This window comes from Mesorhizobium qingshengii, assembly GCF_900103325.1.
GTDB classification, from domain to species: Bacteria; Pseudomonadota; Alphaproteobacteria; order Rhizobiales; family Rhizobiaceae; genus Mesorhizobium; species Mesorhizobium qingshengii.
The window spans coordinates 1-12,002 of sequence record NZ_FMXM01000045.1; the positions used below are offsets into that span (position 1 = coordinate 1).

A 12,002-nucleotide genomic window follows, 5' to 3' on the forward strand; every position below is an offset into this window, starting at 1 on the left:
ATTTGGTCAGCTGCAGGATTTCCGCGGCCTGCCGCACCCGCTTGTCGATCTCGGCCTTGCTTTCCTTGCCGATCTTCATCGAGAACGCCATGTTGTCGTAGACGGTCATGTGCGGATAAAGCGCATAGGACTGAAACACCATGGCGATGCCCCGCTTCGACGGCGGCACGTCGTTCACCACCTCGCCGGCGATCTTGAGCTCACCGGAGGTGATTTCCTCGAGCCCGGCGATCGACCGCAGCAAGGTCGACTTGCCGCAACCGGACGGGCCGACGAAGACGATGAATTCGCCCGACTTTATATCGAGGTCGATGCCGTGGAGAATGTTCAGATTGCCGTAGGACTTCTTCACTTGTCTTAGCGTGACATCGGCCATTGGTTTCCTCCCAGTGATTTGAAATTCAGTCGATGCGCCCGAACCAGGCGCCGTAGCCGCCGAGCTGTATGGAACCAGTGCTCGTCTGGCCCGAAAATCCGTGCCCGGGCAAAGGGTGCAGCGATCGGTCTCCAAGGTCAATCGCGGTCGGCTTGGCTCCCAGATTGAAGACGCAGACGATCTGCTCATTGCCCGCCCGGCGCGTGAAAGCGACCGTGTCGCCCTGGCTTTCGATGAAGGTGATGTCGCCCTTGGCCAGCGCCGGATGGGCGCGCCGGAAGGTGAGAAAGCGCCGGTAGTGCTCGAGCAAGGAGCGATCATCGCCCTGCTGGACACTGACCGCCTGCGAAAGATGCTTTCCGGGCACTGGCAGCCACGGCTTTGCTGAGGAGAAGCCGCCATTCTTGGCGGCGGCATCCCACACCATCGGCGTGCGACAGCCGTCGCGGCCCTTGAATTCCGGCCAGAAGCGGATGCCATAGGGGTCCTGCAGATCCTCGAACCGCAGGTCGGCTTCGCCAAGGCCGAGTTCCTCGCCCTGATAGATGCAGACCGAGCCGCGCAAGGACATCAGCAGCGCCGAGATGACCTTGAGATAGGCGGTCGGGTCGGCCTCACTGGCGGCCCAGCGCGAGGCGGGGCGCATCACGTCATGGTTGGAAAAGGCCCAGCACGACCAGCCGTCACTGGCGACCTTGCCGAAGGCTTCCAGTACCGAGCGGACCTTGGCCGCGCTGATCTTTTCGGGCGCCAGGAAATCGAAGGAATAGCACATCTGCACGCGCTTGCCGCCGGCGGTATAGGCCGCCACCACTTCCAGCCCGCGCTGCGAATCCCCAACCTCGCCGACGGCTGCTGCTGCCGGGTATTCGTCGAGCAAGGCACGGAACCGTTCGAGGAAACCAAGGTTCTCCGGACGGCTCTTGTCGTAGAGATGGTCCTGGTAATTGTAGGGATTGACCGCCGGCGCCGTCTGGTCGTTGCGCTCCTCCGGCGGCAGCGGCGGGTTGTTTTCCAGGCCCTGGCTGTGGAAGTAGAAATTGATGGTGTCGAGCCTGAAGCCGTCGACGCCGCGCTCCAGCCAGAAGCGGGTGACGTCGAGCAGCGCGTCCTGGACTTGACGGTTGTGGAAGTTGAGGTCGGGCTGCTCGGCCAGGAAGTTGTGCAGATAATATTGCTGGCGGCTGGTGTCCCATTGCCACGCCGACCCGCCGAAGATCGACAGCCAGTTGTTGGGCGGCGTGCCGTCCGGCCTGGCGTCCGCCCAGACATACCAGTCGGCCTTCGGGTTGGTGCGGTTCGACCGGCTTTCCTTGAACCACGGGTGATTGTCGGCGGTGTGCGACAGCACCTCGTCGATCATCACCTTCAAGCCCAGCCTGTGCGCCTCGGCGGTCAGCGCATCGAAATCGGCCAGCGTGCCGAACATTGGATCGACGTCGCAATAGTCGGACACGTCGTAGCCGAAATCCTTCATCGGCGACTTGAAGAATGGCGATATCCAGATGGCGTCCGCGCCGAGTGCCGCGATGTAGGGGAGCCGGCCGATGATGCCTTTGAGGTCGCCGATGCCATCGCCGTTCGAGTCCTGGTAGCTGCGCGGATAGATCTGGTAGATCACCGCGCCTCGCCACCAGTCGCGATCGACGGCGAGGTCAGGTCTCGAACTGGCCTTCAAAGCGAATTGCATTGTCTCAGCCTCCTTTCACCGAGCCGGCAAGCAGCCCGCGGACGAAATAGCGCTGCAGCGAGAAGAACACGATCAGCGGCACGATGATGGTCACGAAGGCCGATGTCGTCAGGATCTCCCAATCGCCGCCGCGTGAACCAAGCAAGGCATTGAGCTTGGCTGTCAGCACGATCTGGTCTGCTTCCGTACCCAGGAAAACCATCGCCACCAAGAGATCGTTCCATACCCACAGGAACTGGAAGATGGCAAACGAGGCCAGCACCGGAAATGACAGCGGCAGCACGATCTTGACGAAGATCTCGAAATCGCTGGCGCCGTCGATGCGCGCCGATTCCATGATCTCGCGCGGCAGGCCGGCAATGTAGCTGCGCAGCAGGTAGATCGCGAAGGGCAGGCCAAAGCCGGTATGCGCCAGCCAGATGCCAAGATAGGTTTTAGACGGCACGCCGAAGAACGAGCCGACGCCATTGTAGAGCTTCAACAGCGGGATCAGCGACATCTGCAGCGGCACCACCAGCAGCCCGATGATGACCGCGATCAGCAGCGCACGGCCGGGAAAGCGCATCCAGGCCAGCGCGTAGGCGGCAAAGGCGGCGATCAGGATCGGGATGACGGTCGCCGGGATGGTGACGGTCAGCGAGTTCATGAACGAGCGGCCGATGCCTTCGGAAAACAGCACGGTCTTGTAGTTGTCGGTGGTGAATTTCGGCGGCGCCGACGAGGCATAGTAGACGCGCTGGCCGCGATCGCCTTCGAATGCCTTGGGCGAGGCCATGACGAAGCTGCCGTCGGCATTGAGTTGCAACGTCACGCCGTCGCCGAGATCGGCGACGCTGCCGGCGGGATATTGCGTAGGCGACGCCGACTTGACGCCGAAAGCGCTGATGTTGCGGGCAGCGCCGTCACCGAAGATGTTGCCTTGAAGGACGAACTTGCCGTCCTTTTCGACCTGCGTCGAGGCGGCCGGCAGGCGGCCGGCTTCCGTCTGGGTGGAACTGGAGAACGAGTTCCACCAGCCCGAGGCGATGATCTGGTCCTTGACGCGCAGCGACGAGACCAGGATGCCGAGCGTCGGAATGGTCCAGATGGCGACGAAGACAAGGACGGCAATGTGGACGCCAAAGCGGCTGGCGAAGGAGTTTCCGGTCGCGACGGCCATCTCAATGTCCTCCCGTCTCTTTGTTCGCCTGGCGGATGTTCCAGACCATGATCGGAATGACCGCGATCATGATGATAATGGCGATGGTGGCGCCGCGGCCGAAATCGCCGCCGCCGCGGAACATCCAGTCGAACATCAGATTGGCCAGCACCTGGCTGTTCCACTGGCCATTGGTCATGGTCAGCACGATGTCGAACACCTTGAGCACCAGAATGGTGATCGTCGTCCAGACCACGGCGATGGTGCCCCAGATCTGCGGCACCATGATCTTCCAGAAGATCTGGAACGGGTTGGCGCCGTCGATGACCGCAGCTTCCAGCGTTTCCTCCGGAATGCCGCGCAGGGCGGAAGACAGGATGACCATGGCAAAGCCGGTCTGGATCCAGATCAGGATGATCATCAGGAAGAAATTGTTCCAGAATGGCAGCGATATCCAGACCTGCGGCTGGCCGCCGAAATGCTGGATGATGGCGTTGAGGATGCCGATCTGCGTCTGGCCCTCGCCGCGATACTCGTAGATGAATTTCCAGATCACGCTGGCGCCGACGAAGGAGATCGCCAGCGGCAGGAAGATTAGGCTCTTGGCGATCGTGCCCCACCAGATCTTGTCGGTGAGTACGGCGATGATCAGCCCGAGGAAGGTGCAGGCGGCCGGCACCACCGCCAGCCAGATGATGTTGTTGAGGATCGAGTTGCGGAACTCGCGATCGCCGAACGCCCATTCATAGTTGGCGAAGCCGACGAAATTGGCGCCGCCGCGATCGAGGAACGACAGCCGCAGCGTCTCGACCACCGGGTATATCAGATAAATGGTCAGGATGATCATCGCGGGACCGACGAACAGCCATGGCCTGATCAGCCCCTGCCGGCGCAGATTGTCGATGGCTGCGGCACCGGCGACGCCACGCGACGGGAATATCAGGTCGACCAGCTTGTTGGCGCCCCAGAAATAGGCGACGCAACCGCCGACCCCGACGATGATGACGAATATGGCCGAGAAAATCTGAGACGCCATGGGTTCCTCCCCCTGCGCATGATCCACCAAGGTTGAATGACCTTGGTGACGGGACCAGGCGCCGATTCAGTTGTGTGGAGCGCGATCGGCCGCAAAACGTTTCTCACGTGCGGATTGCGCTTCATGTCGATGCGCTCATGACGAAAGGCCGCGGCGCGGGCCGCCGTCGGATCCGGGCCGGCTGGGCCCGGATCCAGTGCGAGAATGAAAGGCTCGGACGTTCGGTGGCCGAGCCCGGCCGGCCGCCTACTTGATCGCGTCCCAGCTCTTCTGGATGTCGGTGGCGACATCCTGGGCCGACTTGCCGCCGACCAGGTCGATCATGCCGGTCCAGAAGGCGCCGGCGCCGATCTTGCCCGGCATCAGGTCGGAACCGTCGAAGCGGAAGGTCGAGGCATTGGCGAGGATCTCGCCCTGCTTCCGCAGCGCATCGCTGGCATAGGCAGCCTTGTTGACCGCCTTGAACGGTGTCACGAAACCGCCCTCGGCCATCCAGATCTCGTGCGCGAGCGGCATCTTCAGGAATTCAATGAAGGCGCGCGCGGCCTTGGAGTCCTTGGTGATCATCGCCAGCGTGCCGGCGCCGAGCACGGGCGTGCCCAGGTCAGGCTTGGAGGCATAGGGCGGGAAGTAGAAGAAGTCCGCGTCCTGGCCAACCTTGGTGCCTTCGGGGAAGAAGGTCGGGATGAACGATGCCTGATGGTGCAGGTAGCATTTCGGCGGCACCGAGAAGAGGCCCTTCGGACTGTCGCGGAAATCGGTCGCCGCAACCGCCTTGGCGCCACCATCGACCATGGTGTCGTCGGTCGCGATCTTGCCGAAGATGTCGATGGCGTTGACCACCGCCGGATCGTTGAACGGGATCTCGTTCTTCACCCACTTGTCGTAAACGTCGGGCGTCTGGGTCCGCAGCATCAGGTCTTCGACCCAGTCGGTCGCCGGCCAGCCGGTGGCGCCGCCGGAGCCAAGCCCGATGCACCACGGCTTGCCGCCGTCGGCGATGATCTTCTTCTCGAGATCGGCGAGTTCTTCCTGCGTCTTGGGAACCGTGTACCCGGCTTCCTTGAAATTGTCCGGCGAGTACCAGACCAGCGACTTCACGTCGGCCTTGTAGGGGAAAGCGAAGAAACCCGGCTTGCCGTCCTTGTCCTTGAAGGTTCCGAGATCGACCCAGGACTGGCCGGCGCCGTAATTGTCCTTGACCCATTTGGCGGTATCGTCGCCGAGCGGCGTCAGCAGGCCCTTCGACGCCAGGTCCTGGATCAGGCCGGGCTGCGGCAGCACGGCGATGTTCGGCGGGCTGCCGGCCTGCGTGTCGATGACGATCTGCTGCTCGTAGTTCTCCGAGGAGGAGTACTTGATCTCGACGCCGGTGGCTTCCGAGAAATAGTCGAGAACGCCGCGCACCAGACCTTCGTCCTCGCCGCGCCATGGCCCGAAGATGGTCAGCGTCTCGCCCTTGAGGTCGACTTTCTTGAGCTCTTCGTAGTTCGCCCAGTCGAAGCGGGGATCCTCGCCCGGCTTGAACTTCAGTTCGGCCTGCGCGGGCACGTTCAGGGCGAGCGTGACAAACGCGGCGCCCAGAAAAAGCATTTTCTTCATCGGTATTCCTCCCAGTGGGTCACACACACACCGGACGGAACCTCCATTCCGTCCGCCGACGCCGCAGGACTGTGACTCAGTCGGAAAGGAACCGCAACCTTTCGAAGAGTCTTCCAAAGCGCTTTGGCTTTTTTGATCTCGCCATTGAATCGCTCGGAAGTCAAGAGGGTGATGTGCTAATCGATTTAATTTAAGGCCATTCGAGGTCGAAAAGTGCGGTGCAGCATGCTTTTATGGCGGTGCAGCAGCAATTTTTGTTTCAAATCTGGTCAAACCACCCGTATGGTTGCTCATGGCGTCGCCGCGCTACCGTGGCGTCTTGGCCAATTCAATTTAAAAGCGCTTTGAGGCGCGGAGACCTGCTGTGAACCTCAAGCAGCTCGCACATATGCTGGCGCTTTCGCAGACCACGGTAAGCCGCGCGCTGAACGGCTATCCCGAGGTCAACGAGGAAACGCGCCGGCGGGTGATGGACGCCGCCAAGCGCCACGGCTACCGCCCCAACCCGAGCGCGCGCCGGCTGGCGACCGGCAAGACCGGCATGATCGGCTATGTCCTGCCGACCGGTGCATCCGTCGACATCGATCCGCATTTCGTCGAATTCCTGTCGGGGCTCGGCGATTATGCCCGCTCGCACGAGCTCGACCTGGTGCTGTCGCCGGCCGATGCCGACGACCAGGAAACGACCTACCGGCGCATCGTCGCCAACCGGCAGGTCGACGCCGTCTACATCTCCTCGCCAAGGCCCGCCGACCGTCGCGTGGCGCTGGTCAACACGCTCGGCATTCCCTTCATCGTGCATGGCCGCAGCGAAGGCTTGGATTTCGACTATCCATTCACCGACATCGACAATGAGGGCGCCTTCCACGAGGCAGCCAGGCTTCTTATCCAGCTGGGCCATCGCCGGCTGGCGCTGATCAATGGCGACGACCGCGAGACCTTCGCCATCCATCGCGAGCGCGGCGTGCGCCGGGCCCTGGCGGCGAGCGGCCTGGAACTGGGCGAGCGCCATGTCTGTTCGGTGGCCATGACCGAGGAGAACGGTTATCGCGCCACCCGGCGTCTGCTGGAAGAGGGCGACGCGCCGACGGCAATCGCCTGCTCCAGCCTGATCATGGCGCTCGGCGTCGTGCGCGCCGTGCGCGACCTCGGCCTGACGATCCCTGGCGACGTGTCGCTGATCGCCCATGACGACGTCTTTCCCTGGCTGAGGCCTGAGAATTTCTCCGTGCCGCTGTCGACGACGCGCTCATCCATCCGCCTCGCTGGCGCGCGTATCGCCGAACGGCTGGCGGCACGGATTTCCGGCCTGGAAGAGGGCGCCCGCGGCGAAGTCTGGCCGGTCGACCTGGTGGTCAGGGGATCGGTCGCCGGCGCGCCGGCCTGAGGGGTCAAAATCCAATCATTCTGAACGACAGAGGTCGACCCTCAGCGGCTGCTGGTCAGCGCCCGCAACGGTGACCTCTCTTGGCTCGTAGCCGGCGTGCCGCGTTTGACCAGCGGATTGCTGTGCGTCCTGGCTGCCGGAAGTCGTATTCCGCAAGGAAGGGTTCCGGCATCCATTTCATTGTCTCAGGTCGCGGATTTGAGGTGATCGATGAAGGCGCGCAGCTTCGGCAGGACCTGGCGCTTGCCAGGATGATAGAGGAAGACGCCCGGCGTCGTGGCGGCGACGCCGTCCAGCACCGGCTTGAGCTTTCCTTCGGCGATCGCCCCTTCGGCGACCGGTCGAGGCGTCTGCGCCAGCCCGACGCCCTGCATCGCGGCCCCGAGTAACGTCGGATAGTCGTGCGCGATCAAGGGGCCCGAGACCATCGCCTCGATCGCCCCGTTGCCGTCGACGAAGGACCAGGGCGCGACGGCGCCGTTCGAGCGGCGCAAGCGCAGGCAGGCGTGGTGGCGCAAGTCCTCGACATGCTCGGGACAGCCGTGGCGCTCGAGATAGTCCGGACTGCCGACGACCACGAACGTGAATGGCGGCGTGAGCCGCACCGCGATCATGTCCGGCGCGATGAACTGGCCGAGGCGGATGCCGGCATCGAACCCGCCGGCCGCGAGATCGACCATCTCGTCGCTCGCGGCGATCTCAAGTTCGATTTCGGGATAGGCTCGGCAGAACGACGCGATCATTGGCTCCAAGATCAACGGCACGACGGCGCGGGGCACGGACAGGCGCAGCAGCCCAGTCGGCCGTTGGCCTACGTCGCGGGCGGCCTCGCCGGCCGCGACGATCTCCTCGAAGGCAGGACCGGCACGATCGAGGAACCGCTGGCCAGCCTCGGTCAAGCCGACGCTGCGCGTCGTGCGGGCGAACAGCGCCGCGCCCATGCGAGCTTCCAGCGCGCGCACCGCCTGGCTCACGGCGGACGGCGTCACGCCGAGATCAGCGGCGGCACGGCGGAAGTTGCGGCGCCTGGCAACAGCCAGGAACACCTCGACACCCTCCAGTGCACCATGCCGGACTGTGTAGTTCTGCTTCATGGATTGTTGTGATTACAGCGGATAGTCGACCTATGGAAGCGGGCTTAGGTAGTCGATTGAAGCTCTCAGACAGAGCAAGCCAACTGGCGAGAGGAGGCCAAATGTCCACGGAAGTGTTGTTCCAAATCCATCTCGTTCTGGGCTATGTCGCGTGGCTGCTTTGCTTCGGCGCATACGGTCTGCCGTGGCTGAGCTCGATGGATCGGGTCGCGGCGCAACGCGCAATTGCTACTCTGCACAGCTTCCGCTTCTTCGGGCTCGTCTTCCTCCTTCCGGGCGTCGTAAGCCCCAATCTGCCCGCCGGCTTCGCCGTGTTCGCCGCCTATGGCGACTTCGCAACGGGGGTGCTGGCCATGCTGGCGCTGCTCGCGGTGAGGATACCTCAGCTCTTCTGGCCGTTCGTCGTCGCCTTCAATCTCGTAGGGATGATCGACCTCATCGTCGACTATTATCACGCCATCCAGATCGGCCTTCCTGCACGCGCGGGTGAACTGGGCGCCACCTACCCGATTCCGGTCATCTACGTGCCGCTGCTGATGATCACACACGTCGCCGCATTCTATTTTCTCGTACGCCCCCGGCAGAAGGCGACCTGAGCCGTCGCAGGCTATTCTTTGGCCGTTCCTGCGGCCTTGGTGTCCAGCAGCCCATAGCCGAAGTCATTGTCGCGCCCCTTGGGGCCGAGATCTTTCGCCGTTGCCGCCAGCGCCTTTTCGATGTCATCGGCCGAGCGGTCTGGCGCGGCATGGAGCAAGTTGGCAATGGCGCCGCTCACGATCGCCGCCGCGAACGAGGTGCCGGTGACGACATCCGAGCCGGCGCCGCTCGGCGCCACCATCTCGACGCCGGGCGCCGAGATGAAGACATAGGCGCCGCGATTGGCTTGCGGCATCAGCCCGTCTTTTGCGTCGGTGGCGGTCACCGCGATAACGCCGTCGAAGGCGGCCGGATAGCCGTAAGGCGCCTTCGGCCCGTTGTTGCCGGCCGCCGCCACCAGCACCATGCCAAGCGCCCGCGCATTGCGGCAGGCGGTGCCGAGCAACTCGTTCTTCGGGCCGACGAAGCTCATGTTGATGATGCGGACGTCCTGGTCAGCCGCCCAGTCGAGCGCCGACAGGATGACGTCCATGGTCGACTTGCCGCCCTCGAAGGCGCGGGCGTGGTAGATCCTGGCGCCCGGCGCCATGCCCTCCAGCGCGCCTACCCCGGCTATCAGGCCGTCGATCGAGGTGCCGTGGTCGCGCTTTTCGATCGGTACGTCGGGCATGGCGTCGAACTGTCCGGCGATAACGCCGGCCAGCGCCGGATTGGTGTCGTCGATACCGGTGTCGATCACCGCGACGCGGACGTTCTCGCCACTGGCCTGCTTGGCATCGAGCGCGATGCGGTCGAAGGCGTAGTTGACGATGGAGGCGGCCTGCTGCAGCGAATAGACATGGTTGGGCTCACGCCGCTGGGTGCGGCCGTCGGCGGCAAGCTGCGCCAGCACGACGCCGACGGGGCGGCCATCGGGAATGCCGAAGCGCACCAGCGTGGTGCCAAGCAGCCTGGACTGGCGCTGCGAGCGCACCTGCAGGCCGAAGGAAGCGGCGATCTGCTGCACGGCACCGGCATCGCCGTCGACGGTCACCAGCACCTCGTCGGGCACGAAATCGCCGACCACCGCTCGCGGTGGCTGGACTGGGATGAGATCGGTCGGCGAGACGATCGGGCCGCCCGCCGGCGGACCGGCCTGCGTGTCCGCAGGCGGCGTCGCGGGGTCTGGCCGTGGCGTCGGCACCGGTGTCGGAGGGGCGACCGGATTGGGGAACAGGTCGACGATCAGGGCGGGAAGAAAGACGGCGCCGGCTTGGGCAGGACCCGAACCACCGGCACCATCGCCGCCGCCACTGCCATCCTTGGCGCAGTCGGCGCCGGCCGCATTGGTCCCGTTGCGGCAGTCGATGTTCGTCTGTTCGGGATTGGCGGCGTTGGTCTGCGCCGACGCAGGCACGGCGGCGATTGTCATCGCCGCCGCAAGGATTGCCGCAAATCGAATGACCGCCTCAGCCGCCATCAACCGGTTTCCTTCCCTCGATCACAGTGTCAGTGAAAGGCTGGGCGGCAACAAGGCCGAGTTGCTTGGTGTAGTCGGCCGCGGTGGCAGCCGGGATGCCAAGCCGGAACACGCCGTCGGCGGTCGGTCCACCGATGATCTTCAGCCCGTTGCTGCCGAGGAAGCCCGCAATGTCCGACATCTTCGCGTCCGGCTTGAACTTGACCAGGGCGAACGGCATTTTTGCCAGATCGTCTTGTGCACCGGCAATCTCGAAATTGCCGCTCTTGCCGCCCGGGCTGACGAGCGATTGCACCATGACCAGCGCCAGCAGCACCGCGGCCGCCGCCCAGGCGACGCCGACCGGCACTGCCATGAAGCGGCCCCAGGCCCGCGCCAGCCAGGACGAGCTTGCCGGCCTGCGCACAGGTCCGGCCTCTGCGTCGAGCGCTCTGGCGAAGCGGCTGAGCGCATCGGCCGGCGGCCGGATCGCTTCGTTGGCCGCCGTGGTGCCGGAGAATTCGGCTTCCGCCTCGCCAAGGGCGGCAAGCGCGGCCGGATCGCTGGCCAGCCATTCCTCGACGGCTTCCAGGTCCGAACCTTCCAGCGAGCCGTTCAGGTAGAACGGCAGCAGCGTTTCCATTTCGTCGCGGCGCGACATCTTCTCAGCGGCGCTCATGGCCACCCCCTATCGTAACCGGCGGCCTTGAGGGCCTCGCCGAGTTTCTTGCGGGCGTAGAACATCCGGGTCTTCACGGTCGCGACCGGGATGCCGAGCACCTCGCCGATCTCGGTCACCGACTGCCCGTGATAATAGGCAAGGTCGATCACCGTACGATGCTCTTCGGGCAAGGCGTCGACGAAGCGGCGCAAGGCGGCGGCCTTGTCCTCCTTCATGGTGACGACTTCCGGCGTGTCGGCGCCGTCGGGCACCGCGGCGGCGGCCTCGTCGTCGATCCAGTCTTCCTTCTTCTTGCGCAGCAGGGACAGCGCCTTGAAACGGGCGATGCCGAGCAGCCACGTCGAGACTTCGGAGCGTCCCTCGAAGCCTGGCGCCTGGCGCCATAGCTCGAGAAAAACTTCGTTCGCGATATCGTCAGCCATCATTTCCGATCCCGTCTGGCGCGCCACGAAGCGGTAGACCCGCGCGTGGTGACGCATGAACAGGAGCCGCACGGCGGCACGGTCGCCCTTCGCGACCCGGTCGACAAGCACGCGATCGGTCTCCGTCGCTACCGTCATGGCCGGTCGAGCCGCCTGGCTCCTGTCTGCTCTGTCGCTGATCGGTCGGTGGGTTCAATAGGTCGCCGCAACACTCTTAATCTGAGAGGATGAGGAGGTGTTGCATGGTGACGTCACGGATCTGGTTTACGTCAGCGCAGAAGGCCGAGCTTTGGGAGCGATGGAAGCAAGGTCAGAGCATTTCGTCGATCTCGCGGGCACTGGACCGCCGGAACAAGACCGGCGTTCAGCGGATCGTATCCTTACACGGCGGCATTGCTCCGTCAGCAAGGCGTAGAGCGGCCTCGGCGCTCGGGCTGGCGGAGCGCGAAGAAATCTCTCGCGGGATCGCGGCGGGTCTCGCAATCCGCGCTATTGCACGAAGTCTCGGGCGATCCCCATCGACAATATGTCGCGAGATCT

General features: G+C 64.0%; 12 protein-coding genes. 3 read left to right on the plus strand and 9 right to left on the minus strand.

Going from position 1 to position 12,002, the window contains the following annotated elements; all coding sequences use genetic code 11:
- From BLS48_RS33120 to BLS48_RS33140, 5 genes are all read right to left on the minus strand, one after another.
- Positions 1–376, minus strand: a 376-nt coding sequence (locus BLS48_RS33120) for an ABC transporter ATP-binding protein (protein ID WP_143019580.1), incomplete at its 3' end; no start/stop codon positions are given.
- A gap of 25 nt (positions 377–401) precedes the next feature.
- The gene (gene bglA, locus BLS48_RS33125) at positions 402–2,066 is read right to left on the minus strand and encodes a beta-galactosidase BglA (RefSeq protein ID WP_091586518.1); all 1,665 of its coding nucleotides are present in this window, start codon (positions 2,064–2,066) and stop codon (positions 402–404) included.
- A 4-nt stretch (positions 2,067–2,070) separates the two neighbouring features.
- The gene (locus tag BLS48_RS33130) at positions 2,071–3,225 is read right to left on the minus strand and encodes a carbohydrate ABC transporter permease (RefSeq protein ID WP_091586520.1); all 1,155 of its coding nucleotides are present in this window, start codon (positions 3,223–3,225) and stop codon (positions 2,071–2,073) included.
- A gap of 1 nt (position 3,226) precedes the next feature.
- Positions 3,227–4,240: a carbohydrate ABC transporter permease gene (locus tag BLS48_RS33135; protein WP_091586522.1), complete on the minus strand. Its 1,014-nt coding sequence runs from the start codon at positions 4,238–4,240 to the stop codon at positions 3,227–3,229.
- A 246-nt stretch (positions 4,241–4,486) separates the two neighbouring features.
- A complete protein-coding gene (locus BLS48_RS33140; RefSeq protein ID WP_091586524.1) occupies positions 4,487–5,842 on the minus strand; it encodes an ABC transporter substrate-binding protein in 1,356 nt (451 codons plus the stop codon).
- Between the two features lie 364 nt (positions 5,843–6,206).
- On the opposite strand from BLS48_RS33140, the gene BLS48_RS33145 reads away from it, so the two are divergent.
- The gene (locus BLS48_RS33145) at positions 6,207–7,229 is read left to right on the plus strand and encodes a LacI family DNA-binding transcriptional regulator (RefSeq protein WP_091586526.1); all 1,023 of its coding nucleotides are present in this window, start codon (positions 6,207–6,209) and stop codon (positions 7,227–7,229) included.
- A 185-nt stretch (positions 7,230–7,414) separates the two neighbouring features.
- On the opposite strand, the gene BLS48_RS33150 is transcribed toward BLS48_RS33145, so the two are convergent.
- The gene (locus tag BLS48_RS33150; protein ID WP_091586528.1) at positions 7,415–8,323 is read right to left on the minus strand and encodes a LysR substrate-binding domain-containing protein; all 909 of its coding nucleotides are present in this window, start codon (positions 8,321–8,323) and stop codon (positions 7,415–7,417) included.
- Positions 8,324–8,424: 101 nt separating this feature from the next.
- Here BLS48_RS33150 and BLS48_RS33155 point away from each other — a divergent pair, with 101 nt between their 5' ends.
- Positions 8,425–8,919, plus strand: a complete 495-nt coding sequence (locus tag BLS48_RS33155; protein WP_091586530.1) for a hypothetical protein — start codon at positions 8,425–8,427, stop codon at positions 8,917–8,919.
- An 11-nt stretch (positions 8,920–8,930) separates the two neighbouring features.
- Here the strand turns inward: BLS48_RS33155 and BLS48_RS33160 are convergent, their stop codons facing one another.
- Genes BLS48_RS33160 through BLS48_RS33170 form a run of 3 tightly spaced genes read right to left on the minus strand, consistent with a single transcriptional unit; the run spans position 8,931 to position 11,600 of the window.
- Positions 8,931–10,379: a S8 family serine peptidase gene (locus BLS48_RS33160; protein WP_091586532.1), complete on the minus strand. Its 1,449-nt coding sequence runs from the start codon at positions 10,377–10,379 to the stop codon at positions 8,931–8,933.
- Positions 10,369–11,037 (minus strand): anti-sigma factor, encoded by a 669-nt coding sequence (locus BLS48_RS33165; RefSeq protein ID WP_091586534.1) that lies wholly within the window; start codon positions 11,035–11,037, stop codon positions 10,369–10,371. The genes BLS48_RS33160 and BLS48_RS33165 overlap by 11 nt, the downstream gene beginning before the upstream one ends.
- Complete coding sequence (locus tag BLS48_RS33170) at positions 11,034–11,600, minus strand: sigma-70 family RNA polymerase sigma factor (protein WP_091586536.1); 567 nt, start codon at positions 11,598–11,600, stop codon at positions 11,034–11,036. Before BLS48_RS33170 ends, BLS48_RS33165 begins: the two co-directional genes overlap by 4 nt.
- Positions 11,601–11,704: 104 nt before the next feature.
- On the opposite strand from BLS48_RS33170, the gene BLS48_RS33175 reads away from it, so the two are divergent.
- Positions 11,705–12,002, plus strand: a 298-nt coding sequence (locus BLS48_RS33175; protein ID WP_167365346.1) for a helix-turn-helix domain-containing protein, incomplete at its 3' end; no start/stop codon positions are given.